This window comes from Curtobacterium sp. PvP017, assembly GCF_054060195.1.
Window position 1 is genome coordinate 130564 of record NZ_JBSSCY010000005.1, and the last position, 26338, is coordinate 156901.

The 26338-nt window shown below is 72.6% G+C and carries 22 protein-coding genes and 1 tRNA gene; 19 read left to right on the top strand and 4 right to left on the bottom strand.

Annotation, left to right across the window (positions count from 1 at the left end):
- Positions 1 to 116: 116 nt before the first annotated feature.
- Both ACVKXF_RS11630 and ACVKXF_RS11635 read left to right on the top strand, forming a co-directional pair.
- Positions 117 to 2996, top strand: coding sequence for an Rne/Rng family ribonuclease (locus tag ACVKXF_RS11630; RefSeq protein WP_456795801.1), 2880 nt, complete (start codon positions 117 to 119; stop codon positions 2994 to 2996).
- A 2-nt stretch (positions 2997 to 2998) separates the two neighbouring features.
- Positions 2999 to 3949 (top strand): hypothetical protein, encoded by a 951-nt coding sequence (locus tag ACVKXF_RS11635; protein WP_456795802.1) that lies wholly within the window; start codon positions 2999 to 3001, stop codon positions 3947 to 3949.
- A gap of 301 nt (positions 3950 to 4250) precedes the next feature.
- On the opposite strand, the gene ACVKXF_RS11640 is transcribed toward ACVKXF_RS11635, so the two are convergent.
- Positions 4251 to 4523 (bottom strand): DUF4031 domain-containing protein, encoded by a 273-nt coding sequence (locus ACVKXF_RS11640; RefSeq protein ID WP_123313478.1) that lies wholly within the window; start codon positions 4521 to 4523, stop codon positions 4251 to 4253.
- 179 nt (positions 4524 to 4702) lie between these two features.
- On the opposite strand from ACVKXF_RS11640, the gene rplU reads away from it, so the two are divergent.
- The 15 genes from rplU to ACVKXF_RS11715 all read left to right on the top strand — a co-directional run bounded on the left by rplU (position 4703) and on the right by ACVKXF_RS11715 (position 20694).
- Positions 4703 to 5011, top strand: coding sequence for a 50S ribosomal protein L21 (gene rplU, locus ACVKXF_RS11645; RefSeq protein WP_123313479.1), 309 nt, complete (start codon positions 4703 to 4705; stop codon positions 5009 to 5011).
- A 12-nt stretch (positions 5012 to 5023) separates the two neighbouring features.
- On the top strand, positions 5024 to 5275 hold the full coding sequence (gene rpmA, locus ACVKXF_RS11650; RefSeq protein WP_071257351.1) for a 50S ribosomal protein L27: 252 nt from the start codon (positions 5024 to 5026) through the stop codon (positions 5273 to 5275).
- A 132-nt stretch (positions 5276 to 5407) separates the two neighbouring features.
- Positions 5408 to 6973 carry a GTPase ObgE gene (gene obgE / locus ACVKXF_RS11655; RefSeq protein WP_123313480.1) on the top strand — a complete coding sequence of 522 codons (1566 nt, stop codon included), beginning with the start codon at positions 5408 to 5410 and terminating at the stop codon, positions 6971 to 6973.
- A 7-nt stretch (positions 6974 to 6980) separates the two neighbouring features.
- Positions 6981 to 7799, top strand: a complete 819-nt coding sequence (proB, locus tag ACVKXF_RS11660) for a glutamate 5-kinase (protein WP_260233112.1) — start codon at positions 6981 to 6983, stop codon at positions 7797 to 7799.
- Positions 7800 to 7875: 76 nt separating this feature from the next.
- The gene (locus tag ACVKXF_RS11665) at positions 7876 to 9141 is read left to right on the top strand and encodes a glutamate-5-semialdehyde dehydrogenase (protein ID WP_456795803.1); all 1266 of its coding nucleotides are present in this window, start codon (positions 7876 to 7878) and stop codon (positions 9139 to 9141) included.
- 41 nt (positions 9142 to 9182) lie between these two features.
- A complete protein-coding gene (locus tag ACVKXF_RS11670; RefSeq protein WP_111084539.1) occupies positions 9183 to 9383 on the top strand; it encodes a hypothetical protein in 201 nt (66 codons plus the stop codon).
- Positions 9384 to 9393: 10 nt separating this feature from the next.
- On the top strand, positions 9394 to 9993 hold the full coding sequence (gene nadD / locus ACVKXF_RS11675; protein WP_111084540.1) for a nicotinate-nucleotide adenylyltransferase: 600 nt from the start codon (positions 9394 to 9396) through the stop codon (positions 9991 to 9993).
- A complete protein-coding gene (locus tag ACVKXF_RS11680; RefSeq protein WP_456795804.1) occupies positions 9990 to 11477 on the top strand; it encodes a hypothetical protein in 1488 nt (495 codons plus the stop codon). The genes nadD and ACVKXF_RS11680 overlap by 4 nt, the downstream gene beginning before the upstream one ends.
- Before the next feature lie 132 nt (positions 11478 to 11609).
- Complete coding sequence (gene rsfS, locus ACVKXF_RS11685) at positions 11610 to 11984, top strand: ribosome silencing factor (RefSeq protein ID WP_111084542.1); 375 nt, start codon at positions 11610 to 11612, stop codon at positions 11982 to 11984.
- A gap of 107 nt (positions 11985 to 12091) precedes the next feature.
- Positions 12092 to 12164, top strand: a tRNA-Ala gene (locus ACVKXF_RS11690).
- Between the two features lie 81 nt (positions 12165 to 12245).
- Positions 12246 to 13169 (top strand): aldose 1-epimerase family protein, encoded by a 924-nt coding sequence (locus ACVKXF_RS11695; RefSeq protein ID WP_456795805.1) that lies wholly within the window; start codon positions 12246 to 12248, stop codon positions 13167 to 13169.
- Positions 13148 to 14689 (top strand): anthranilate synthase component I family protein, encoded by a 1542-nt coding sequence (locus ACVKXF_RS11700; RefSeq protein ID WP_456795806.1) that lies wholly within the window; start codon positions 13148 to 13150, stop codon positions 14687 to 14689. The genes ACVKXF_RS11695 and ACVKXF_RS11700 overlap by 22 nt, the downstream gene beginning before the upstream one ends.
- A 66-nt stretch (positions 14690 to 14755) precedes the next feature.
- Entirely contained in the window at positions 14756 to 15583 is an 828-nt protein-coding gene (locus ACVKXF_RS11705; protein WP_456795807.1) for a hypothetical protein, read from the top strand.
- A gap of 13 nt (positions 15584 to 15596) precedes the next feature.
- Complete coding sequence (locus ACVKXF_RS11710) at positions 15597 to 17246, top strand: DNA polymerase Y family protein (protein WP_340196179.1); 1650 nt, start codon at positions 15597 to 15599, stop codon at positions 17244 to 17246.
- Between the two features lie 22 nt (positions 17247 to 17268).
- The gene (locus ACVKXF_RS11715) at positions 17269 to 20694 is read left to right on the top strand and encodes an error-prone DNA polymerase (protein WP_456795808.1); all 3426 of its coding nucleotides are present in this window, start codon (positions 17269 to 17271) and stop codon (positions 20692 to 20694) included.
- Between the two features lie 34 nt (positions 20695 to 20728).
- On the opposite strand, the gene ACVKXF_RS11720 is transcribed toward ACVKXF_RS11715, so the two are convergent.
- The gene (locus ACVKXF_RS11720) at positions 20729 to 22240 is read right to left on the bottom strand and encodes a sensor histidine kinase (RefSeq protein ID WP_340196181.1); all 1512 of its coding nucleotides are present in this window, start codon (positions 22238 to 22240) and stop codon (positions 20729 to 20731) included.
- The gene (locus ACVKXF_RS11725) at positions 22237 to 22914 is read right to left on the bottom strand and encodes a response regulator transcription factor (protein WP_123313488.1); all 678 of its coding nucleotides are present in this window, start codon (positions 22912 to 22914) and stop codon (positions 22237 to 22239) included. The genes ACVKXF_RS11720 and ACVKXF_RS11725 overlap by 4 nt, the downstream gene beginning before the upstream one ends.
- Positions 22915 to 23139: 225 nt before the next feature.
- On the opposite strand from ACVKXF_RS11725, the gene ACVKXF_RS11730 reads away from it, so the two are divergent.
- Positions 23140 to 23463, top strand: coding sequence for a hypothetical protein (locus ACVKXF_RS11730; RefSeq protein WP_456795809.1), 324 nt, complete (start codon positions 23140 to 23142; stop codon positions 23461 to 23463).
- Positions 23464 to 23476: 13 nt separating this feature from the next.
- Here ACVKXF_RS11730 and ACVKXF_RS11735 read toward each other — a convergent pair whose 3' ends face one another.
- Positions 23477 to 24550, bottom strand: a complete 1074-nt coding sequence (locus ACVKXF_RS11735; protein WP_456795810.1) for an FUSC family protein — start codon at positions 24548 to 24550, stop codon at positions 23477 to 23479.
- Positions 24551 to 24630: 80 nt separating this feature from the next.
- Here ACVKXF_RS11735 and ACVKXF_RS11740 point away from each other — a divergent pair, with 80 nt between their 5' ends.
- Positions 24631 to 25875 carry a phosphotransferase gene (locus ACVKXF_RS11740; protein ID WP_456795811.1) on the top strand — a complete coding sequence of 415 codons (1245 nt, stop codon included), beginning with the start codon at positions 24631 to 24633 and terminating at the stop codon, positions 25873 to 25875.
- Positions 25876 to 26338: the final 463 nt, after the last annotated feature.

Genomic DNA, 26338 nt, shown 5'->3' on the forward strand with positions numbered 1-26338 from the left:
GTTGACGCAGACCGGTCACGAAGACAGCGAGCGCGGGGCGTCGACGCCACCGCCACAACCAAAGAATTCCCGCCGCCTGACAAGGGTGCGAGTGGGGCCGAGGAGTGCGCCAGTCCATGGTGGAGCAGAACAACGACAACACGACCAACGACGAGAACGCCCCGAAGCGTCGGACCCGCCTGTTCGGCGGACGCCGCGCCCGGTCGTCCGGCCTGCAGGGTCAGGCCGGTGCCGTGCAGGTGCCGGCCGTCGACGAGGCCTCCGCGCTGACGGACGGTTCGTCCGCCGACGCAGCGGACGCGGCCGAGCCGACCGGAGCCGAGACGGTCTCCGTCGCGGTCGAAGCCGTCGCCGCCCAGAGCGCCGAGCCGGACGACGTGAGCACGCTGACCGGCGACCTGCCGGTGGTCACGGCCGAGCCGACCGAGCCCGCGACCGACGTGACGGAGGCGAGTGGTGCCTCCCGTCCGACCGAGACCGAGCCGACGACCGAGGCGAGCGAACCCGCCGCCCCGGCCGAGCCGTTCGTCCCGAAGGCGACGAGCACGCTCAGCCTGATCTTCCACGCCCCCGTCCTGCCGGAGCTGCCGCGCCGCGCCGCGCGGTACGAGCGTGACGAGGACGACCGTGACGACCGCTTCGACCGTTCCGAGCGCGAGGACCGGTTCGACCGCGAGGACCACGACGAGGAGCCTGGCGGCTCCCGCCGTCGTTCGCGTCGTCGGGGGAGCAGCGCCGACCGCGAGTCCCGTGCGCCGCGCGAGCCGCGCGACCACCAGGAGCCCCGCCGTCGCGAACCCGAGCTGATCACCGAGCCGCAGCGCATCAAGGGTTCGACCCGGCTCGAGGCGAAGAAGCAGCGTCGCCGCGACGGCCGTGACGCCGGACGTCGTCGCCAGGTCGTGAGCGAGGACGAGTTCCTCGCCCGCCGCGAGAGCGTCGACCGTCAGATGATCGTCCGCTCCAGCTCGTCGACGATCGAGATCGGCGTGCTCGAGGACGGCATCCTCGCCGAGCACTACATCACCAAGTCCGAGAACGTGTCGCTCATCGGCAACGTGTACCTCGGCAAGGTGCAGAACGTGCTGCCCTCGATGGAGGCAGCCTTCGTCGACATCGGCCGCGGCCGCAACGCCGTGCTCTACGCCGGCGAGGTCGACTGGAACTCCGTCGACACCAGCCACGGCCGTCGCATCGAGGCCGCGCTCAAGCCGGGCGACAAGGTCCTGGTCCAGGTCACCAAGGACCCGGTCGGCCACAAGGGCGCCCGTCTGACGAGCCAGGTCTCGCTGCCCGGTCGCTACCTGGTCTACGTGCCGAACGGCTCCATGAACGGCATCTCGCGCAAGCTGCCCGACACCGAGCGCGCGCGCCTCAAGAAGATCCTGAAGGAGGTCCTGCCGGAGCACGCGGGCGTCATCGTGCGCACCGCTGCCGAAGGTGCGACCGAGGAGCAGCTCACCCGCGACGTGCAGCGCCTGACCAGCCAGTGGGAGGCCATCCAGAAGAAGGTCGCCGGTGGCCAGGCCCCGGTCATGCTGCACTCGGAGCCCGACCTGCTCGTCAAGATCGTGCGCGACGTCTTCAACGAGGACTTCACGAAGCTCATCATCGACGGCGAGGCTGCCGGCGGCACCATCGACGAGTACCTGTCGGCCGTCGCACCCGACCTGAAGGACCGCGTCGTCCGCTACGAGGGCCCGGACTCCTTCGAGGAGTACCGCCTGAACGAGCAGATCGACAAGGCGCTCGACCGCAAGGTCTGGCTGCCCTCCGGTGGTTCGCTCGTGATCGACCGCACCGAGGCCATGACGGTCGTCGACGTCAACACCGGCAAGTTCGTCGGCTCCGGGGGCAACCTCGAGGAGACCGTCACGAAGAACAACCTCGAGGCCGCCGAGGAACTCGTCCGCCAGCTCCGCCTGCGCGACATCGGCGGCATCATCGTCGTCGACTTCATCGACATGGTGCTCGAGGAGAACCGCGACCTCGTGCTCCGTCGCCTGATCGAGTGCCTGAGCCGCGACCGCACGAAGCACCAGGTCGCCGAGGTCACCTCGCTCGGCCTCGTGCAGATGACCCGCAAGAAGATCGGTGTCGGCCTGCGCGAGTCGCTCGACGAGGTCAACGCGAAGGTCAACGACAACAACGCCGACCCGGGCCCGAGCAAGGGGCGTCGCAAGGGGCGCAGCGGTGCGGCCGGGAACGGCGGCAACGGCGGCAACGGGAACGGCGGCAACGGCGGCAACGGGCACGGCAACGGCGGGGGCAACTCCGGCGGTGGCTCGGGTTCGTCGAACGGGCAGTCGAGCCAGGCGCACCAGATCACGGACGACGTGAAGAACGCGCTGTCCCGGATCGCGGCCTCGACGATCCCGCACGAGGAGTCGCCGGCATCGCCGACCTCGGCAGCGGCCCCGACCTCGGCCGACGCGCCGGCGGGGACCGCCGAGTCCGCAGACGCCGGCGAACAGCCCAGCGGCTCGAAGCGTCGGCGCCGTGGCGGCCGTGGCGGACGGAGCGGTGAGCAGTCGAACGCTGCCACGACCGAAGCCACCGAGTCGGCATCCACCGAGTCGGCATCCGCCGCGGTCGAGCCGGAGCCCGTCGTCGAGCCGAAGCGCGACGAGCCGAAGCAGGCCGCGCGGAGTCAGGCTCTCGACCAGTCGGCGGCTGCCACTCCTGCTGCTGAGCCGAAGGCCAAGGCCCCGGCCCGCCGTCGGGTCAGCTCCAGCGCGACGGTGACCCCGACCGAGAACACGGTCGCGATCCTGGACATCCCGCTGAACGCCGCACCGAAGCGCGAGCCCCGCCAGGTCGCCCCGGACGCCGAGTCGCTGTTGGACTCCGTGCTCCAGGCGCTGCCGGAGCCGAAGCAGCCGGGCCAGGGCCGTTCGCGGTCCCGCCGCGTGTCGTCGCCGAGCATCAGTGCTCCGGCCACGACCGAGGACGCATCCGGCGACGACACCGACGGCTCCGTCATCCTGGGGAACTGAGCGTGGCGAACCCCGGTGACCCGCAGCAGGATCGTGGGTACTACGGTGCGGGCTGGCAGCAGCCTGCACCGCCCGGACCCGGGGGAGCCGCCGGTCCCGTGCCGCCGTACGGTGGGCAGCCTGGAGGGCAGCCGCTGCGCGGTGGGCAGCCTGGTGGGCAGCCGCCGCACGGCGCGCAGCCGACCGCCGGGGTGCCGTACGCCCCGCCACGGCCGCCGCGCACGCCGGCCGACCCGCGTCGGGCCTTCGCGCCCGGCGCCTCGGTGAACAACACGGCCGGGGCGCTCATCGCCGTGGTGTCGCTCGTGCTCGTCGAGTTCGTGTCCGGCGTCGTCGGCCTGATCGGGACGTCGCTCGTCGTCAGCCCGTTCGCGCACTACGGTGCCGGTGCGAGCCTCGTCGGCAGCTTCATCGCCGGGGTCTTCCTCGCGCCGTTCCCGTTCTACGCCGGGGCCTTCCTGGCGCTGGCGTTCCTGACGCCGATCGCCCGTCGCAGCCCGCTGCCGACGGTGCTGCTCCGAGCGGTGCTCGCCGGCGCCGCGGGGACGATCGCACTCGCCCTCGTCGGGGTCTTCACCGGCGCGTTCGGCGCGATCACCTCGGGCGGGTCCCGCCTGGTCATCGACGTCGTCACGAACCCGCTCCGCAACGGGGTGCCGTACACGGTGATGCTCCTGGCGACCGCCACCGCCGCGTGGCTCTGGCTCGGCCGCCCGCGACGGAACCGCGGTGCAGCGCCGACCTCCGGCCTGCCGGGCACGGTGCGGCCCGCAGACGCCGTCCCGCCCGCGACGGTGCAGCCGGGGCCGCAGCAGCCGCAGCAGGGCCCGTACGGACAGGGTCTGGTCCAGCCGGACCCCCACGGGCAGTACGGCGGTCAGTACGGCGCACAGCCCCGTCCGGACCAGCAGCGGCCACCGGCCGCGCCGTGGGGTGGTCCAGCGCCCCGCTGACCCCCGGTCGTCGACGCGCGGTCGCTGCACGGTGCGAGTTTCTCCGGGCGGTGCGGCGTTCGCGGCTCGGTGCAAGCCTCCGGCGCCGCACCGAGCCACCAACCTCGCACGCTGCGGGGAACCTCGCACGGTGCGGCCGGGAGGCCCGGTGTGCGCCCGCCACGCGCCTCACCTCGCACGGTGCGGCGCCACGTCCAGGGCACGTGCGCACCGTGCGAGGTTCCGGACACCGTGCGAGCCGCCACACGCCGCACCGAGTCGGGAACCTCGCACCGTGCGTGCCGGACGCACGTGGCCCGCGTCAGTGCGCGCGCTTGTCGCGCTGCGCCACGCGCAGCCCGCTGCGGATCAGCCGCAGCACGAGCTCGCGTCCGGACACCGCCGACGCCCCCGCGGCGACGAGTTCGTCGTACTTCGCGAGCGGCACGTCGTAGTGGTCGTGGTCGAACGCACGACGCGGCACACCGGCACGTGCAGCGAACGCGTGGAGTTCCGCGTAGGATTCATCACTGACGAGGTGCGACCACAGAGTGTCGTGAGCGGGCCACGTCGGTGGGTCGATCAACACGGTCACCGTGCAATCGTACGTGTGTCGCCGTTTGACCGGACCCATGGGGATCGAGTATTCTCGATCCCTGGTGTCAGCGGGCCGTTCTGCCTGCGTCGCCGATCGGGCCCGGCCTCCCGGGAGCCGCTCGTGCAGAAGTGGGCACCCGAGACTTCCCTCAAGCAGAGTTACGTAAGGATTTCCACGTGGTTTACGCAGTAGTGCGCGCCGGCGGCCGTCAGGAAAAGGTCGAGGTCGGCACCATCCTGACCGTCGACCGTGTCAAGGCGGACGACAAGGGCAACATCGACCTCGCCCCCGTGCTCCTCGTGGACGGTGACAAGATCACGTCGGCGGCTTCCGAGCTCGCCAACGTGACCGTCACCGCCGAGGTGCTCGACGACCTGCGCGGTCCGAAGGTCATCATCCAGAAGTTCAAGAACAAGACCGGGTACAAGAAGCGCCAGGGTTTCCGCGCTGAACTGACCCGCGTCAAGATCACCAAGATCGCGTAAGGGAGTCAGCTCATGGCACACAAGAAGGGTGCGAGTTCCACTCGCAACGGTCGTGACTCGAACGCACAGCGCCTCGGCGTGAAGCGCTTCGGTGGCGAGGTCGTCAACGCCGGCGAGATCATCATCCGCCAGCGTGGGACCCACTTCCACCCGGGCGCCAACGTCGGCCGCGGTGGCGACGACACGCTGTTCGCCCTCTCGGCCGGTTCGGTCGAGTTCGGCACCAAGGGTGGCCGCAAGGTCATCAACATCGTCAACGCGTAGTCGCGACGATCAGCTTCAGCGGGAGGGGCGGGCCGAGTGCCCGCCCCTCCTTCGCTTTTCCCGCCGACGGATGCCGTCGGCACAACGCGCTGACGGATCCCGTCGGCACAACGACCTTCCAGGAGTGGAACCATGGCGACCTTCGTCGACCGCGTGACCCTGCACCTCAGCGCGGGGAAGGGCGGCAACGGTTGCGTCTCGGTCCGCCGTGAGAAGTTCAAGCCCCTCGCCGGGCCCGACGGTGGCAACGGCGGTGACGGCGGCGACATCGTGCTCGTGGCCGACCCGCAGGTCACCACGCTGCTCGGCTACCACCGCTCGCCGCACCGTTCGTCCAAGAACGGTCAGCCCGGCATGGGTGACCACCGCAGTGGTGTGAGCGGCGAGGTCCAGGAGCTCCCGCTCCCGATCGGCACCGTCGTGTACGACGAGGCCGGCGAGGTCATCGCCGACCTGACCGAACCCGGGATGCGCGTCGTCGTGGCCCCCGGTGGGCAGGGCGGTCTCGGCAACGCGGCGCTCTCCACCACGAAGCGCAAGGCCCCCGGCTTCGCGCTCCTCGGCACCGAGGGCTGGGCGGGTGACATCAGCCTCGAGCTGAAGACCATCGCCGACGTCGCCCTCGTCGGGTTCCCGAGCGCCGGCAAGTCCTCGCTCATCGCGGCGATCTCGGCCGCGAAGCCGAAGATCGCCGACTACCCCTTCACCACGCTCACCCCCAACCTCGGCGTCGTCGAGTCGGGCGAGAGCCGCTTCACGGTCGCCGACGTCCCCGGTCTGATCGAGGGCGCGTCGGAGGGCAAGGGCCTCGGCCTCGAGTTCCTGCGGCACGTCGAGCGCTGCGAAGCCCTGCTGCACGTCATCGACTGCGCGACGATGGACCCGGGTCGCGACCCGATCAGCGACCTCGACGTCATCCTCGGTGAGCTCGAGCGCTACCCGGTCCCCGAGGGCCAGGTGCCGCTGCTCGAGCGTCCGCAGCTCATCGCGCTCAACAAGATCGACGTGCCGGACGCCGCCGAGCTCGCCGAGTTCGTCACCGCCGAGCTCGAGGGCCGCGGCTACCGCGTGTTCCCGATCTCCACCGCGTCGCACAAGGGCCTGCGTGAGCTGACGTTCGCGCTGGCCGAGGTCGTCGAGCAGGGTCGTGCGAAGCGCGCGGCCGAGCCGGTCGTCGAGCGCATCGTCATCCGCCCCCGCGCGGTCAACGACCAGGGCTTCACGGTCCGTGCCGAGGGCGGCGAGGAGCACCGCTTCTACCGCGTGCGCGGTGCGAAGCCCGAGCGGTGGGTGCAGCAGACCGACTTCACCAACGAAGAGGCGATCGGCTTCCTGGCCGACCGGCTCGCGAAGCTCGGTGTCGAGGACGGCCTGTTCAAGGCCGGCGCCGTCGCCGGCTCGACCGTCGTGATCGGCGGCGACGGCGGCATGGTCTTCGACTGGGAGCCGACGCTCACCTCGACGGCGGAGCTCATCACGAGTGCCCGAGGCACCGACGCCCGCATCGGCGCGACGTCGCGTCCGACCCGCAACGAGCGTCGCGAGGAGTACTTCGAGCGGATGGACGCCAAGGCGGCCGCCCGTGCCGAGCTCGAGCAGGAGCGCGTCGCCGGCCTCTGGGTGAACGACGACGTCGTGACCAGCGACGACCTCGAGACGAGCGACGACCTCGAGACGACCAGCGACCAGAAGGACTGACCGCGGCATGACCGACACGACCGCCCGCACCGACCTCGGACCCGTCACCCGGCGCGAGGACATCCCGCGTGCGCGGCGGATCGTGGTGAAGGTCGGCTCGTCGTCGGTCAGTGGTGACGCCGCCGGTCAGATCGGACCACTGGTGGACGCCCTGTCCGCGGCGTACGGCCGGGGCACCGAGGTCGTGCTCGTGTCGTCCGGCGCGATCGCCACCGGGTTCCCGTTCCTCGGGCTCGAGGGCCGTCCGGACGACCTCGCCACGCAGCAGGCCGCCGCGGCCACCGGCCAGAACGTCCTGATGTTCCGGTACCAGAAGGAACTCGACCGGCACCGGGTCGTCGCGGCGCAGATCCTGTTGACCGCCGGTGACCTGCAGAACCCGACGCACCGGGTGAACGCGCAGCGCGCCGTCGACCGCCTGCTCGCCCTGCGGGTGCTGCCGATCGTGAACGAGAACGACACCGTCGCCACGCACGAGATCCGCTTCGGCGACAACGACCGGCTCGCTGCCCTGGTGGCGCGGCTGCTCGGTGCGGACGCCCTGGTGCTGCTGTCCGACGTCGAGGCCCTGTACACGAAGCCCCCCGAGCAGCCCGGTGCCGAGCGCATCGACGAGGTCCCGTTCGGCGACGAGCTCGCCGGCGTCACCTTCGGCTCCGTCGGCAAGTCCGGCGTGGGGACCGGGGGTGCCGGCACGAAGGTCGCGGCCGCACGGCTCGCGGCCGAGGCGGGCACGTCGGTCCTGGTGACCGCCACGGCGCTCGTCGACCGCGCCCTGTCGGGCGAGCACGTGGGCACCTGGTTCCACGCGGCGCCCCGTTCCTGACACGCGTCGTCCACAGCGGTCGGGAGGCCGGGGTCGCGTCCGTCACACGGGATCGCGTCGGGCCTAGGATCGGTCCATGTCGTCGATCGCGCCCGCCCCGACCCTGACCGACACGCTCGTGGCGGCCCGCACCGCTTCGTCGGCCCTCGCGACCGCGACGACGGCGGTCAAGGACGCCGCCCTCGTGGCGATCGCCGCCGGCGTCCGCGCCGCCACCGACGAGATCGTCGCCGCGAACCACGGTGACCTGGTCGCGGGCGAGGAGAGCGGCCTGTCGTCCGGGCTCGTCGACCGTCTCCGGCTCGACCCCGCACGCATCGAGGCGCTGGCCAGGGCGGTCGAGGACGTCGTCGGTCTGCAGGACCCGGTGGGGGAGCACCTCCGCGGCTCGCTGCTGCCGAACGGCCTGCAGCTGACGCAGGTGCGGGTACCGTTCGGGGTCGTCGGTGCCATCTACGAAGCACGCCCGAACGTCACGGTCGACATCGCCTCGCTCGCGCTGAAGTCCGGCAACGCCGTCGTGCTCCGCGGTGGATCGGCGGCCCAGCGGACGAACGCCGTGCTCGTGGCCCGCATCCAGGACGCGGTGGAGTCGGTCGGCCTGCCGCGCGAGCTCGTGCAGACCATCGACGAGTTCGGCCGCGCCGGCGCCACGGAGCTGATGCGCGCCCGGGGCCTGGTCGACGTCCTCATCCCGCGTGGCAGCGCCTCGCTCATCCAGACCGTCGTCACCGAGTCGCAGGTCCCCGTGATCGAGACGGGTGCCGGCGTCGTGCACGTGTTCCTCGATGCGTCCGCCCCCGAGCAGCGCGCCGTCGACATCGTCCTGAACAGCAAGGTGCAGCGGCCGAGCGTGTGCAACGCCCTCGAGACCCTGCTGGTGCACGAGCAGGCGGCCGAGCGGCTCCTGCCCGTGCTGGCGGACCGGCTCCGCGCCTCCGGGGTCACGCTGCGCGGCGACGACGCCACCCGGGCGATCGTGCCAGGCGTGGTCCGCGCCACCGACGAGGACTGGGCGACCGAGTCGATGGACCTCGACCTGTCGATCCGCGTCGTGCCGGACGTCGACGCCGCGATGGCGCACATCGCGCGCTGGTCCACCCACCACACCGAGTCGATCGTGACGAACGACGTCGACACGGCCGAGCGGTTCCTGGCGACGGTGGACTCGGCGGTCGTGATGGTGAACGCCTCGACACGCTTCACCGACGGCGGCGAGTTCGGCTTCGGCGCCGAGGTGGGCATCTCGACGCAGAAGCTGCACGCCCGTGGTCCGATGGGGTTGCCGGAGCTCACGAGCACCAAGTGGATCGTGCGCGGGAACGGCCAGATCCGCGGCTAGACTGAACGGCGTCTTTCCCCGACCGAACGGAGCACCGAACGATGACCTTCCTCGCAGAAGCTGCTGAGCACGCCTCCGGGGCCCCGGCGTTCGTGTTCCCGCTCGTCGGTGCGCTGTTCTTCGTCTTCCTGGGCTTCGTCACCTGGAGCTTCCGCGACGTGGCGTACCGCCACTCGCAGAAGTTCGAGGCGACCCGCCACCACGAGACGGGTGTCGACGAGTTCGGCCACACCAAGATCTGATCTGCACTCGATGCTCGAGAGCACCGGACGACCGCGCATCGGGGTGATGGGCGGCACGTTCGACCCCATCCACCACGGTCACCTCGTCGCGGCGTCCGAGGTGGCTCGGGCGTTCGACCTCGACGAGGTCGTGTTCGTCCCCACGGGGCAGCCGTACATGAAGTCCGGCGTCACGGATGCCGAGCACCGCTACCTGATGACGGTCATCGCGACCGCATCGAACCCGATGTTCACGGTGAGCCGCGTCGACATCGACCGCCCCGGCCCGACGTACACGGTCGACACGCTCCGCGACCTGCACGAACAGCGGCCCGACGCGCAGCTCGTCTTCATCTCGGGCGCAGACGCCGTTCAGCAGATTGTCGACTGGAAAGACCATGATGGTCTTTGGGACCTCGCGCACTTCGTCGCTGTGACGCGTCCGGGACACGACCTGAGCATCAGTGGACTCCCCGAGCGAGACGTAAGCTTGCTCGAAGTCCCCGCACTGGCCATCTCGTCGACCGACTGCCGCGACCGGGTGAGACGTGGTTCCCCCGTCTGGTACCTGGTCCCCGACGGGGTCGTCCAGTACATCTCCAAGCACCACCTGTATCGGAGCGTTGCATGAGTTCGTCCGACGCGCAGCCGCCCCTGTCGCGGCGCCAGGCGCGCGAGCGGGAGCGTGCCGCAGCAGCCGGTTCGCAGCCCGCGACGCCGCCACCGACCGTCGCCGCACCCGCCGAGTCGACGGAACCCCGTCCTCGGCCCGGTTCGCACGTGGCACCCGCTCCCGGCGGTCCGACCCAGTCCGCTGCCCCGGCATCCGCCGCGACGGGCACGCCGGCCTCGGCGCCCTCCGTGCCGGTGACCTCCGTGCCCGCGGCCGGGGTGTCGCCGTTCCCGCCGGCCTCCGCGACCGAGATCATCCCCGGCAGCGGTGGTCTGACCCGCCGCCAGATCCGCCAGCAGCGCGCCGCCGAGAACCAGGCGGTCCTGCCGGTACCGCTGCAGAACCCGACGCCGCAGTCCTCCGACCGCACCGTCGAGGACGTCCTCGGCTCCGTCGACACCATCGAGCCGACCTCGGCGCCGCGCGCCGCGGACGAGCCGTCCGGTCCCGAGGGCCCCACGGTCCTCGACGAGGCTGCGGTCGCCCAGGCCACCGAGGCCGACGGGTCGCCCGACGCCCTCGAGCCGCTCGACGAAGCCGCTGCGCACGCCGAGGAGCCCCGGCGCCACCGGTCGACCTGGTCACCGCCCGCCGACGACGCTTCCGACGCACAGCCCGCAGCTGGGTCCACGGACGAGGTTGCCGCAGGGACGCCCAGCGACCAGTCGAACACCGACCAGACGGGCATCGACGAGACGGGCTCTGACGAGACGGGCGCCGACGAGGCGCAGACCGACGCGGAGACACCGGCCGACGTCGCCCCGCTCGAGCACCCCTCGGCCACGCCGCTCCCGGGGATCCCGGACGGCGCGCCGTCGACCCCGGCGGTGTTCCCGCTGTCCCTCGACCCAGAGGACGACGACACCAACGAGGTCCCGATCCCGGAACCCGCACGGACCGAGCCCCCGAAGGTCCCCGCGTCCTTCCAGCGGCCGTCCGAGCCGAAGCCCGTGACGACGGCCTTCGAGCCGCCCGTCGGGCACTGGTCGCAGCAGGCGCACGGCTCGAACGACGCCGAGGTGCACGACGACTCGACCGGCACCCGCCGGATCGCGGTCACCGACACCAACGCGATCATCCTGCCGAACTCGGCCCTCGCCGACCCGACCGGTGCGCTGAACGCGACGGGCGAGGTGATCCTCACCGGATCGATCGACCTGCCCGCGTCGCTCTCGTCGACCGGGTCGCACCGGCCGATCGACGGCGCCGAGGTCGACCGCCTGCTCGAGCAGCACGACGAGCAGCCGGAGACCGACGCCAGCCCGGTGCGCGCCAGCCGTGCCGTGTCCAGCCACACCTCGACCCGCCAGGTCGTCCTCGCCGCCGCGAAGCCGAAGGAGTCGCGCACGCCGCTCATCCTCGGTGTCACGGTGGGTGCGGTCGGACTGGCAGCGGCCGGTGTCATCATCACCGCCCTCCTCACCACCCACATGGGCGGCTGACCGCCGCCCTCCCCGACGTCCGTCGTGCACCACCCCGCCGCCCCTGGCCTGGCCGCTGTCGGCGGGGTGGCTTATGATCGTGACCCACCAAGCGATCCGGCTCCCTGCCGGGTCGACGACCGGAAGGAATCCGTGACCGCCTCCACTCGCGCACTGGAACTCGTGCAGGCCGCCGCTCTCGCGGCCGACGCCAAGCAGGCCGAGGACCTCGTCGCGCTCGATGTGACCGGGCCGTTGCAGCTCACGGACGTGTTCCTGCTCGCAACCGGTCGGAACGAGCGCAACGTGCAGTCCATCGCCGATGCGGTCGAGGAGCGCCTCCTCGAGCTCGGCGCCAAGACCCTCCGCCGCGAAGGCCGGAGCGAGGGCCGCTGGGTCCTCATCGACGTCGGCGACATCGTGGTGCACGTCTTCCACGACGAAGACCGCCAGTACTACTCGCTCGAGCGTCTCTGGGCCGACTGCCCGACCATCCCGCTCGAGCTCCCGGTGGACCACACCGCCTGATCAGCGACGCGCCCGGGTGACGGCTTCGATTTCGTTGCCCGGCGTTCGCATGGTGTACGCTTCTATGGTGCCTCCGGGGAACCGGACAGCACGAAAGCAAGACATCTGGGTCTGTGGCGCAGCTGGTAGCGCACCTGCATGGCATGCAGGGGGTCAGGGGTTCGAGTCCCCTCAGATCCACCCTCAACCCCCGTCGTTCCCCGGAACGGCGGGGGTTTCCTCGTGGTGCGTGTGGCCGCACGCGCCCGATACGCTGAGCGCATGAGCAACGATGCGCCGCTGTCCGGGACCCCGCTGACGATCTCCGCCGCCGGGTACACGGCCGACATCGCCACGGTCGGAGCGACGCTGCGGACGCTCCGCCACGAGGGCCGCGACCTGGTCGTGCCGTTCGACGCCGACGAGGTCCGCCCGGCCTTCCGCGGTGCGGTCCTCGCCCCGTGGCCGAACCGCGTCGTCGACGGCGAGTACACCTTCGGGGGCGTCGACCACGAGCTCGCGCTCACCGAGCCGGCACGGCACCACGCCCTGCACGGACTGGTCGCCTGGACCGACTTCCGGGTCGATGCCCAGGAGCCCGACCGCGTCGCACTCACCACCACCGTGCAGGCCCAGGCGGGCTACCCGTACCGCGTCGAGGTGCTGGTCGAGTACCGGCTCGACACCACCGGGCTGCACACGACGATCACCGGCACGAACTCCGGTGCCGACGACGCCCCGTGGGGGACCGGCCCGCACCCGTACCTGGTCGCGGGCACCGGCACGGTCGACGACTGGACCCTCACCCTGCCCGCGGCCGAAGTGCTCGAGGTCACCCCGGACCGGCTCGTCCCGACCGACCTGGTCCCCGTGCACGACGAGTTCGACCTGCGCACACCCACGCTCATCGGCGACCGGTTCATCGACCACGCCTTCACGGGCTTCGACCGCGACGCCGACGGGACCGCGACCATCGCGCTGACCGCCGCGGACGGCCGTGGTGTCCGCGTGGCCTTCGGGCCGGAGTGCCCGTGGGCGCAGGTGCACACGGCCGACCACGTGGTCCCCGAGTACCACCGCGCCGGGCTGGCGGTCGAACCGATGACGTGCGCGCCCGACGCGTTCAACGACGGGGTCGACCGTGGTCTCGTGGTGCTCGCCCCGGGTGCGTCCCACGCCGCCGCATGGACGATCTCCGCGATCTGACCGGTCCGTCGGCCGGCGTGCGCATCGAGGTCCGTCGGCTCGACCCGGCCCCCGACCTCGGCGTGCTGGCCGCACAGGCCGGCGGCGACCTGGTGTGGCTCGACTCCGCGTTGCCGGACGGCGCGCCGGACACCGCTCGAGCACGCGCGCGGTGGTCGGTCCTGGCATGGACGGACGGGCCGTTCCGAGCGCGGTTCCGGCACGAGGACCGGCAGGCGTCCGTCGACGTCGCCGCGCCCGCCGCCGGGTGGTTCGGTCCGTCGTCCACCGATGGCCGTCCGGCCTTCGCCGTGCTGGCGGAGCTGCTGGACCGGACGCCGCCCCTGCCCGAGCCGATCGTCGGCTGCGGCTTCGCGCTCGGCTGGGTCGGGTTCCTCGGGTACGAGCTCGGTCGCGAGTCCGACGGCCCGGACCGCACCGCCGACGGCCACGCCGACGCCGACCTGCGGTTCGTGGACCGCGCCGTGGTCCTCGACCACACCGGCGGTGCCTGGGCGCTGACGCTCGTCGCCGACACCGAACCGGCGGCCAGCGCGCGGAACCGGGTGTGGCTCGAGACGGTGACCGGGGTTCCGTCGCAGGCCGCCGTGGCGGACGCGGCCACGGGCCTCCCGGCCGGGGTGTCGTCAGCGGTCGGACGCGTGTCGCGTGCCGACCACGAACGCGCGGTCGACGCGTGCCGCGCCGAGATCCGCGAGGGGAACGCGTTCCAGGTCTGCCTCACCACCTCCTTCTCCGTGCCGGGCGGGGACCGGGAGGCCCGGGTCGGCCCCGGCAGTGATCCGCACCTGGACGACCCGCACCTGTACGACTACATGCGGATGCGGGCGTCGGACCCGGTCCCGTTCGGTGCGTACCTGCGGCTCGGCACGCTGCGCGTGGCGAGCCGGTCGCCGGAGCGGTTCCTGCGGATCGACGCGGACGGGAGCGTGCTCGCGGAGCCGATCAAGGGCACGCGGCGCCGCCTCGCCGACGCTGCCGCCGACGCGGCCGTGCGGGCCGAACTCGCGCTGAGCGCCAAGGACCGTGCCGAGAACGTGATGATCGTCGACCTGCTGCGGAACGACCTGCTGCGGACAGCGGTCCCCGGGTCGGTGCACGTCGACCGGCTGTGCGCGGTCGAGACCTACGCGAGCGTGCACCAGATGGTGTCCACGATCGGTGCCGTGCTGCCGTCGGGGACGTCACGAGCGGACGTGGTGCGGGCGGCGTTCCCTCCGGGGTCGATGACCGGGGCGCCGAAGACCAGCGCGATGGCGATCGCCGACCGGCTCGAGGGAGTGCCGCGCGGGGTGTACTCGGGCGTGATCGGGTACTTCTCGGCGAGTGGAGCGGTCGACCTGTCGGTGGTGATCCGGACACTGGTGACGGTGGTGGACGCCTCGGGTCGGGTCCGGTCGCGGACGCTCGGGGCCGGGGGAGCGGTGACGTGGTCGTCGGTGGCGGCGGACGAGGCGGACGAGGTCGTGACGAAGACGCGGTCGGTGCTCGGGGCGGTGGGTGCGGTGGCCCGGTGGTGAGCTGACCGAACACGTCTTCGATCGGATTGTCCACCGATGTCGGACGCGATTGACATCATCGAACACATGTTCGAATATGAGGGCATGCAGACGGCGGCGGCACTCCGGTCGCCCGGCCCGGACCGGGTCGGGCGGAGCGGTGCTGCGCGTGGGGGTGCTGCGCGTGGCGCCGGAGCCGCCGACCACCTCGGCGACGCCCGGGCGGCGCTCGACCGCATCACGTCCCTGCGGTCCCGGGTCACCGACATGGAGTCCACCCGCGTCGACACCGCGGGGCTCCCGACCGCCTCCGCCCTCGAGCCCCTGTTGCCCGGCGGGGCGATCCGGGTCGGCGGCACCTACGCCGTCCCCGAGTCGGTGCTGCTCGCGATCACCATGCTGCAGGCTGCCTCGGCGTCCGGTGCGTGGTGCGCGGTCATCGGGGTGCCGTCCTTCGGGATCGAGGCGGCCGCCGCCGCGGGCATCGACCTCGAGCGGCTCGTGCTCGTCCCCGACCCGGGCGACCAGTGGCTCGCGGTGACCGCGGCGATGGCCGACGTCGCCCAGATCGTCCTCACCCGACCGCTCGGCCGGGTCGTGCCGGGTGACGTCGCCCGGCTGTCGGCACGGCTCCGGCAACGCGGTGGCGCCCTCGTCGCGCTCGGCTCCTGGCCGGGCGCGGACGTCACGCTGCGGATCACGTCGTCGGTGTGGAGCGGCATCGGACAGGGCCACGGGCACCTGACCGAGCGTCGCGCCACCGTCACGGCGACCGGTCGTGCGGGTGCGGTGCGCCCCACGAGCACCGAGCTGCTGCTGCCGGCGGCCGACGGCTCGGTCCGGGCAGCCGCCCCGGTGCCGAAGGTGGGCTCCGGCGACACCCGGGTGCTGCGGCCCGTGGCGGTGGCGTCGTGATCGCCGTGGTGTCGTGGTGCGCGGCGGTGGCGTCGTGATCGCGCCGGGGCGTGTCCGGGCCGACGCGATCGCCCGCGGCGGTGCGCTGCCCGAGCCGCCACCGACCCGCACCATCGTGCTCTGGTGCCCGGACTGGCCGGTGATCGCGGCAGCCCGCGCAGCCGGTGCGCCGCCGGAGCAGCCCTTCGCCGTGGTCGCGAAGGGCCTGGTGTTCGCGAGCTCCGCGTCCGCACGGCAGCACGGCGTCGTCCGGGGCCTCCGGGTGCGCGAGGCGCAGGCGCGCTGTCCGGAGCTCGTCGTGCAGCCCTACGACGACGCGCTCGACCACCGTGCGTTCGAACCCGTCATCCGCGCGGTCGAGGCGGCAGTCCCCGGGGTCGAGGTGCTCCGGCCCGGCACCCTCGCCCTGCGTGCCCGGGGGCCGGCGCGGTACTACGGCGGCGAGCGGGCAGCCGCGGCGACCCTGGCGGGGATCGCGGCCGACCACGGTGCCCCGGCGGTGCGGGCCGGTGTGGCGGACACCCCGTTCGCGGCGGAGCAGGCAGCACGGGCCCGGCCGGTGCGTCCCGGTGAACGGGTGCGGATCGTGCCGGTCTCCGGCTCGTCGGACTTCCTGGCGGACCTGCCCCTCGGTGTGCTCGGCGACCCCGAGCTCGCGACCGTCCTCGACCGGCTCGGCATCACCACGCTGGGCGCGTTCGCATCGCTCAGCGACGAGCAGGTCCGCGACCGGTTCGGGGTCGCCGGGGCGTTCCTGCACCGGCTGGCGGGCGGCCGCGACCCGCGGGAGATCTCGGCGCGCGCGATCCCGCCCGAACTCCGGATCGAGGCCGCCTTCGAGCCCCCGCTCGACCGCGCCGACCAGATCGCGTTCGCGTTCCGGCGCTCCGCCGACGACTTCGCCGCACGCCTCCGCGCTGCCGGGCTGGTCGCGACGACCATCCGGGTGGGGATCGTCGACGAGCGGGACATCCTGCTCGAACGCACGTGGGCGCACCCCCGCTGGTTCGACGCCGCCGACGTCGTCGACCGGGTGCGGTGGCAGCTCGCCGGCGGGGTCGACCCGACCGGGCTCGAGGCCCCGGTCACGTCGGTCGTGCTCGAACCGGTCGCCGTCGACGACATGGCGAACCACGAGCGCGGGCTCTGGGGCTCCGGGCCGGACGAGCGCGTGCACCACGGGCTGGCGCGGATCCAGGGCATGGTCGGACACGACGGTGTGGTGAGCCCGCGCGTCGGTGGTGGTCGGACCCTGTCCGAGCGGGTGGTGCTCGTGCCATGGGGCGACGCCCCGCCCGGCGGCGAACGTGCCCTGGCCACCGTGCGCGACCGACCGTGGCCCGGCAAGCTGCCCGGGCCGCCGCCCGCCACCGTCCTCGAGCGTCCCCGTCCCGTCGACGTGGTCTCCGGCGACGGCGCGAGCGTCGACGTCGACGACCGCGGCGTGCTGTCCGGCGCACCCGAAGGCTTCCGCGCCGAGGGGGACCGGGGCGGCGGGTTCGCGCCCGTCACCGCCTGGGCCGGTCCGTGGCCGCTCGTCGTGCGGTGGTGGGAGTCCGGCGGTCGACGGCTGCACCGGCTGCAGCTCGTCGACGCCGAGGGCCGTGCCTGGTACCTGGTGCTGGCCGACCACCGGTGGTGGGCGGAGGCGATCGCCACGTGAACCGATCCAGGAGCAGGAGCTGATGGGCTACAGCAACCCACCCATCCCGTGGTCGCAGTTCGAGCGCGCCCTGTCGGACAAGCGGAGCCCCGGATCGGGCAACGCGGGCGACGGCGGGGACAGCCCGGCGTGGTCGCGGAAGCGCGAGCCGTACGTCCCCACGGATCCGCCGGCGTCCACGGACGACGGCCCTCCGGTGGTGCCGTACGCCGAGCTGCACGCGCACTCGGCCTTCAGCTTCCTCGACGGTGCGAGCCAGCCCGAGCAGCTGTTCGAGGAAGCCGCACGGCTGCGCCTGCACGCCCTCGCCCTCACCGACCACGACGGCTTCTACGGTGCTGCCCGGATGGCCGAGGTGGCCGAGGCGTACCCGCAGGTCGGGACCGTCTACGGCACCGAGCTCTCGCTGGGACTCACCGAACCGCAGAACGGCGTTCCCGACCCCGAGGGCTCCCACCTGCTCCTGCTCGCCGACGGGCAGGACGGCTACCACCGGCTCGCGGGCGCGGTGACGAGCGCGCACCTCGCGGCCGGGTCCGAGAAGGGCAGCCCGCGCTACGACCTCGACGAGCTCGCGGCGCGGGCCGACGGACACTGGCGGGTGCTCACCGGGTGCCGGAAGGGCGCCGTCCGACAGGCGCTCGAGCAGGGTGGGGAGTCCGCGGCGGAGACCGCCCTGCGCGTGCTGCTCGACCGCTTCGGCCGCGGCAACGTCGTGGTGGAGCTCCTCGACCACGGCGATCCGCTCGACAGCGCACGGAACGACGTGCTCGCGACCCTCGCCGAGCGGTACGCGCTGCCCCTGGTCGCGACCGGCAACGTCCACTACGCCACCCCGGACCGGTTCCCGGTGGCGACGGCGCTGGCCGCGGTCCGAGCCCGGCGCAGTCTCGACGAGATCGACGGGTGGCTGCCGGCCGCCGACACCGCGCACCTGCGTTCCGGTGTCGAGATGACACGGCGGTTCGGGCGCTACCCCGGAGCGATCGAGAACACCGTCACGCTGGCCGACGAACTCGGGTTCCGGCTGCGTACGGTCAAGCCCGGGCTGCCGGACCTCGACGTGCCGGACGGGCACACCGCGATGTCCTGGTTGCGGGAACTCACCTGGACCGGAGCCCGCCGGCTCTACCCGGGCAGCGCCGACGGGGTGGACCCGCAGAAGCGCGAGCGCATCGAACGCGAGCTGGCGGTGATCGAGGACAAGAACTTCCCCGGCTACTTCCTGATCGTGCGCGACATGGTGCAGTACGCCCGTGGTCGGGGGATCCTCTGCCAGGGGCGGGGCTCCGCCGCGAACTCCGCGGTCTGCTACCTGCTCGAGATCACCGCGGTGGACTCGATCCGCTACGGTCTGCCGTTCGAGCGGTTCCTGTCGGCGATGCGTGACGAGGAACCCGACATCGACGTCGACTTCGACTCGGACCGCCGCGAAGAGGTGATCCAGTACGTCTACGAGAAGTACGGCCGGTACAACGCCGCCCAGGTCGCGAACGTCATCACGTACCGGCCGAAGGGCGCCGTCCGCGACATGGCGAAGGCCCTCGGCCACAGCCCGGGGCAGCAGGACGCCTGGTCGAAGCAGGTCGAACGGTGGGGCTCGGTGACCGAGAGCCAGGACCACGACATCCCGCCGGCGGTCGTCGGGTTGGCGAGCGACGTCCTGGGGTTCCCGCGCCACCTAGGGATCCACTCGGGTGGCATGGTGCTCACCGACCGGCCGGTGGGCGAGGTCGTGCCGATCGAGCACGCGCGGATGGACGGCCGCACGGTGCTGCAGTGGGACAAGGACGACTGCGCCTTCATGGGGCTCGTGAAGTTCGACATGCTCGGCCTCGGCATGCTCGCGGCGCTGCAGTACTCGTTCGACCTGGCGGCGGAACACTGCGGGGAGCGCTGGGAGATGCACTCCATGCCGAAGGAGGAACAGGGCGTCTACGACCAGCTCTGCCGTGCGGACACGATCGGGGTGTTCCAGGTGGAGTCCCGCGCGCAGATGGGCACGCTGCCCCGGCTGCTCCCGCGGCGCTTCTACGACCTGGTGATCGAGGTCGCCCTCGTCCGCCCCGGTCCGATCCAGGGCGGCGCCGTGCACCCGTACATCCGACGGCGCACCGGCGAGGAACCGATCACGTACATCCACCCGTCGCTCGAGCCGGTGCTCGAACGGACCCTCGGGGTGCCGCTGTTCCAGGAGCAGCTCATGCAGATGGCGATCGCGGTCGGCAACTGCTCGGGCGACGACGCCGACCTGCTGCGGCGGGCGATGGGCTCGAAGCGCGGCCACGAGAAGATCGACCGGCTGCGCGACAAGCTCTACGCCGGCATGTCCGACAACGGCATCCACGGCGAGGACGCCGACGCGATCTACGCGAAGATCCAGGCGTTCGCGAACTTCGGCTTCGCGGAGAGCCACTCGATCAGCTTCGCCCTGATCGTCTACGCGAGTGCCTGGATGCGGCTGCACTACCCGGGGGCGTTCCTGGCCGCGCTGCTCCGGGCGCAGCCGATGGGGTTCTACTCGCCGCAGACCCTGGTCGCCGACGCCCGGCGGCACGGCGTCCAGGTGCTCCGGCCGGACATCCTGCGGTCGGGCGTCGACGCGACGCTCGAGCCGCTCGGCGACGACCAGGTGCTGCCACCGTGCGGCGACGACGCCTGCCTGGTCACGGAGCAGCCGCCGGTGCTGCCCTTCGACAAGGCACTGCCCGACGACACCGCCAGGCACCGCCGCGACGGCGCCTTCGCGGTCCGGCTCGGGCTGGCCGAGGTCGCCTCGCTCAGTCGGAAGAGCGCCGAGAAGATCGTCGCCGAGCGCGACGCGAACGGCCCGTTCACCGACATGTCCGACCTCGCCCGCCGGGTGGGCCTGACGACGGCGCAGCTCGAGGCACTCGCCGCGGCCGACGCCTTCGCCCCGTTCGACATCGACCGCCGCGGCGCGATGTGGTCGGCGGCCCAGGCTGCGGCGGAGCGCGCCGACCAGTTGCCGGACACGCAGGTCGTCGTCCAGCCGCCGCTGTTCGGGCAGATGACGAGCGGCGACGTCCTGATCGCCGACATGTGGTCGACGGGGATGACGACCGACGACCACCCCGTGCGGCACGTGCGCGACCGGCTCGCCGCCCGCCGGGTGCTCAGCGTGCAGGACACCGCGACCGCCGAGACGGGGCGGCGGGTCGAGATCGGCGGGATCGTCACGCACCGGCAGCGTCCGGCGACGGCGTCGGGGATCACGTTCCTGAACGTCGAGGACGAGACCGGGCTGGTCAACGTGATCTGCAGCGTCGGCGTCTGGGGACGCTACCGGCGGGTCGCCCGCGAGTCCCCGGCGGTGATCGTCCGGGGCATCCTCGAACGGTCGCCCGACGGCGTGGTCAACCTGGTGGCGGACCGGATCGAGCACCTGTCGCTGTCCGTGCGCACGCGGTCGCGGGACTTCCAGTGAGTGGTCGCAGGTGAAGGGCGCGGAACGGGCGCGGCTACTCGACCTCGGGCAGTCGCACCGTGACCTCGAGCCCACCGGAGCGCACGTTCCGCAGCGACGCCGTGCCACCGGCGCGCTCGGCCACCGCGCGCACGATCGCGAGCCCGAGTCCGGACCCGCCGGGCAGCGCGATCGCGCCGGTGGCCGGATCGGGGCTCGGGCGTGACTTCCGGGCTTCGTCCGGTCGGGTGAACCGGTCGAACGCGACCGGGATGAACGACTCGGGGACACCGGGGCCGTCGTCGGTGATCTGCAGGACGCCCTCGCCCCCGGTGCTGCGCCAGGACACGAAGATGCCGCCACCGCGGGGGAGCGCCGACACCGCGTTGCCCGCGATGTTCGTCACGAGCTGCGCCATGCCGCCGGTGTCCAACCGGTAGCGGGGCTCGTGGGTCCCGCCGCCGATGCCCGGCCCGGAGCCGCCGACGGCCACGGGGGCCTCGAGGTCGAAGTCGACCGTGACGTCCTTGGCCGACGCGATGAGTCGCACCCGGTCGACGGCGGCCATGACCTCGTCGCCCAGGTCGGACCAGCCGGTCTCCGGCCGCTGGTCGCCGTCCTGCTCCCGTCGCTCGGACTCCTCGATCCGCGACAGCGCCAGCAGGTCGTTCGCCAGCCGCGAGAGGCGGGCGACGCTGTGCTTGGCGCGCTCGATGTGGGCGGCCAGCGCAGCGGCGTCGTCACCGTCGAGCGATGCCAGGTCGAGCTGCGTGGTGAGGATGGCGAGCGGGGTGCGGAGCTCGTGACTGGCGTCCGACACCATCTGCCGCTCTCGCTCGGTGGCCTGCCGCGTGCGGGCGAGGAACGCGTTGAGGGTCGTGGCGAGGGACGCGAGTTCGTCCTGGGCGGGGCCGACGGGCAGCTCGGCGCGTTCGGGCGCGACGGACAGCCGCTCGGCTTCGCGGCGCATCCGGTTGACGGGGCGGAGCGCCGCGGTCGCCAGGATCCAGGACGCGATCCCGAACGCCAGCAGGATCGCGACGCCCGTGAGCGACAGCGTCGAGGTGAGGTCGTCGACCACGATCGCCTCGGCCTGCGAGTTCCGGGCGGCGACCACCGTCCACCGTCCGGCCTGGTTCACGGGGTGTTCGACGACCACGCGGTACTCGGACCCGGACACCCGGATGATCGAGGTGCCGGCAGCGGTCGAGGTCAGGCTGCCGAGGGCGCTCTCCACCCGGGTGGGCATCGTCGACAGCACGATGTCGCCGGACGGGGAGACCACGGCGACGAGCTGGGCGTTGCCCGGTGGGGACAGGTCGGGGTCGCTGTCGACCTCGAGCGTGGCGACGTACGGGTCGGCGTCGGCGTCGAGCAGGGTCCGGGTCGCACTGGCGACGACGCTGACCACCTGGAACCGCATCACCAGCACCAGCAGCACGATCACGACCGCCGCGATCGCCGTCGAACCGATCGTGATCCGTGCTCGCAGGGACAGCAGGCGCAGGGGCCGGACCAGACCGCGTCGTGGGCGGTCCGGATCGGGGCGAGCGGACGCCCTGCTCACGCCCCGAGCAGATCCAGGCGGTACCCGCGGCCGCGGACGGTGGCGATCGCCACGGTGGCCTCGTGCGAGGTCAGCTTCTTGCGGAGGTACGAGATGTACTGCTCGACGACGTTCGGGTCGACGTGCTGCGAGCCGTCCCAGACCTCCTCGAGGATCTTCGGACGGTCCACCACGCTGCCGGCGGAGCGTGCCAGCAGTCGGAGCAGCGCGAACTCGGTCGGGCTGACGGCGACGCGCTGACCCTTGATCGAGATGCGGCGGGCCTCGGAGTCGATCGAGACGTCGCCGACCTCGATCGTGCGCGGCGCCCCGGCGGACTCGCGGCGACCGAGGGCGCGGAGCCGGGCGGTGAGCTCGGCGAACGCGAACGGCTTGGTGAGGTAGTCGTCGGCGCCGGCATCGAGCCCGAACACGCGGTCGTCCACGGCGTCGCGCGCGGTGACGAGCAGGATCCGCACGGGGTCCTCGCGTTCGCGGATCCGGCGTGCGAGCTCGAACCCGGACATGCCGGGCATCATGACGTCCACGACGGCCAGGTCGAACGCCTGCTCGCCGAGGGCGATGAGCGCCTCGACCCCGTTCTCCACCGCCGTCACGCGGTACCCCTCGGCAGCGAGACCGCGCTCCATCAGGGCACGCATCTCGTCGTCGTCCTCGACCACCAACAGCCGCATAGTGGACCTCCTCGGACCCATCGTGGCATCGAACCGGCGCCGTGGGCCGATGCCGGGGCCGAACTCACTGAATCTCGTCACAGGAGCGGGTACCGCTGCTGCGAGTCCACGGGGCAGAACGGTCTGTCCCGCGTTCTAGGGACATGAGGACTTCTTGCGTCGTTGCTAGGCTCCCGGAGCGGACAGCGCTTACCCGAAGCGCGGTCCGTTGCACCAGGGGGCACCATGAACGACCCGTCCGACCACCCGTCTGTCGACCATCCGGCCATCGTCCGTCTCCGCGCGGAGCTCGATGCCGCGTGGAAGGGCATCGGTGCCCTCGGCCAGATGGAGGTCGTCAGCCGCGACCGCGTGGTCGCCGAGCTGCGGACGGCCGTGCCCGACGTGGCGAGCCGTGCGGCGCGCGAGGTCGGCACCGAAGCCGTCGTGGCGGAGATCGACCGGTTCGCCGACGCCGGTGTGCCCGGGACGGACCCCGCCGTGCCGGCCGCGGTGATCTGGGAGGACGTCGTGCAGACCGCCGCAGAAGCGGCCCGCGCCACGCGCTGATCCGAGGACCGCGTCAGTCGTCCTCGCCGAGCAGCTCCTCGCGCACACGCCGGACGTCCTCGAGCAGGGCGCCGATGAGCACCCAGTGCCGTGAGTTCGGTCGGACGATCTCCATCGGCGCGGTCAGTGCGGGTTCGGTGGTCGACACCTCGGCATCGCCGCCGCCGGCACCCGCGGTGGACGACGGGTCCAGCCGCGTCGACTCGACCCGGGCGCTCAGGGCGCGGACGTCCGCGCCGATCCGGGCCACCTCCGTCGCGATGCCGCCGACCACGGGGTCGGCGCGCAGGTCGGGCGCGGTGTTGTCGCGGATCGCCCGGGTCATGCCGGTCACGCGCGTGACCAGGACCCGCAGGTGCTCGGTGATGGCGTCGTCACGGTCGAGGATCGTGCGGTGCCGTCCGCCGCGCGGGTTCATCGTCAGGGACTCGCGGGCCGCGTTGAGGGACGCCTCGGTCTTCGCGTGCTGCGCCCGGAGTGCGCGGGCGCGGACCAGGGCGTCCTGCCAGCGGTCGTGGTCCCAGCCCTCGGTCAGGCCGATCGCGACCCGTTCGAACGCCACGGCGGTGTCGCGGGCGAGTCGCGCGACGGCCAGGTGTGCCGGCTCGAGCAGCACCGGCGGGATGATCAACGCGTTCACGACGAGGGCGACGACCGCACCGATCACCGTCTCGAGGATCCGGTCCGCCGAGTAGTTCGGCGTGACGACCCCGGCGGTGAGCACGAGCATCCCGCTGATGCTGACCTGGGTGGCCGAGGTCGGGGTCAGACGAAGCGCCCAGGCGATCAGGATCGCGAGCACGACCACGAGCAGCACGACCCACACGGAGTCGCCGAGCAACAGGTGGAACCCGGTGGCCAGCAGCACCCCGAGCACGACGCCGGCGCTCCGTTCGAGGCCCTTCACGAACGACTGGTTGATGCTCGGCTGCACGACGAGCAGCGCGGCGATCGCGGCGAAGGTCGGGAACGGCCCCTGGATCAGCAGCCGGCACAGCAGCACCGCCGCCACGACCGCGACCGCGGTCTTCACGACCTGCAGGAACGGCGTGCGACTCGAGCTGCGGAGACGCGCGACCGGGTTCACCCGGACCACGCTAGCCATCGCCCGCACGCCGAGCCGTGCACGAACGCGACGAAAACGCCCGGACACGGTTGACTGATGTCGTGTGGCCCAACCATGAGCGCGTCATCCCGCAGGCCTTCGCCGGCTCCGGGACCTCCGTCGTGGCCGCACGGGCGCACTCCGTCGAGCCCTCGGGCAACGGCTACCTGTACGGCTACGAGGTCGACACGGTCGACCGGAACGGCCAGCGTGCCACCGTCCTGACCTACGTCGACACCGGCGGCACGCACGACCAGAACAGTGCGATCGTCACCGATCCCGCGACCGGCGAGCCGGTCTCGGTGTGGGCCTACCCGAACGACCCCGGCCTGCCGGTGCTGCCGCAGGTGACCTACCGCGATGCGGTCGCCGAGCTCCTGACGACGCTCGGCATGCCCGTCACCGACCCGGTGCTCACGGTCGCCGCCTACCGACCCGGCAAGCGCGCGGTCGTGCGCGTCGACGCCCCGGAGCGCACCCTGTTCCTGAAGATCGTCCGCCCGCACCGGGTCGCGCCGATCGTGACGTCGCACGAGCAGTTCGTGGCGGCGGGCCTTCCCGTGCCCCGCGTGCTGTCCAGCCGCGGCGACGGACTCCTCGTGCTCGAGCGGATCCGTGGTGTGCCGGCCGGCAGCCGCATCCTCGACATCGCCGACGACCCCCGGTTCGTCGCGTCGCTGGCCGCCCTGAGCGGTCGGGTCGCCACCGTGCCGATGACCCAGCAGGCTCGTGCCGACGCGATGGACCACGCCGACTGGCACCGGCGCACACTCGTCGCCGCGCTGCCCCAGGACGCCGAGGAGATCGACCGCCTGTACGACGCCATCGGCCGGCGGTCGATCGGGTGGACGAGCGCGACGAAGCAGGTCGTGCACGGCGACCTGCACCTCGAGCAGGTCTTCGTCGACGAGGACGAGCCGTGGCGGATCTCCGGGCTCCTGGACATCGACACCGCCGGCTGGGGCTTCCCGGTGCGCGACATCGGCGCGGTCGTCGCGCACCTGGTCGTGACCGGTCTCTGGCACCGATCGCGCGGCGACGCCGAGCGGGGTGCGGCGGCCGAGCGCCTCGCCGACGGGATCGCCCGCGACTGGGTCGCCCGCAACCACGGCGAGGCCGACCGCATCGGACCGGCCATCGGCGCCCAGCTGCTGGCACACGCCGGTGGCCAGGCGACCACCGGCTCCGCGAACGGGATCCAGACCGCCGAGCAGCTCCTCGCGGCGACGCGGGCCGCGCTGGCGGACGCCGCACCGGTCCCGCCGGCGGCCGGCCTGGTCCGCCCGCGGTCCGCACCCCGCGTCTGACGGCTCGCGTCCCCGGTCGCGAAAGCGACACATCTGCGCGGACGGTCGGCGTGGATCTGTCGCTTTCGCGGGGTGGTCGGCGTGGGGATCCGGGATCTGTCGCTTTCGCGGGGTGGACGCGCCCGGCGTCGGACGGGAGGCGCGTGGCGGGCCCGCACCGTGCCTCCCGGCCGTCCTGCAGCAGGATCCAGGGCACGCGACGCGCGCGGGCGACGCGGAGTCGCCGCTGTCGGGGGTCGGGGAGTAAACTGACCCCGCACGCACCGCGTTCCCGCGTGCCGCGTCGATTCCGGACGCAGCCGTCGATCACTTGATCGACGCGGGAACCGGGCCGTGACCGCCCCGCGGGGGCGTCACGTGCGTGTGACGACGCCGGATCCCGGCGCGGACCGTCGCACCCGGCGCCGAGCAGGCGCTCGTGGTGGAACGGACCGCGGGACTCCACCGGACGTCCCGAAGCGGG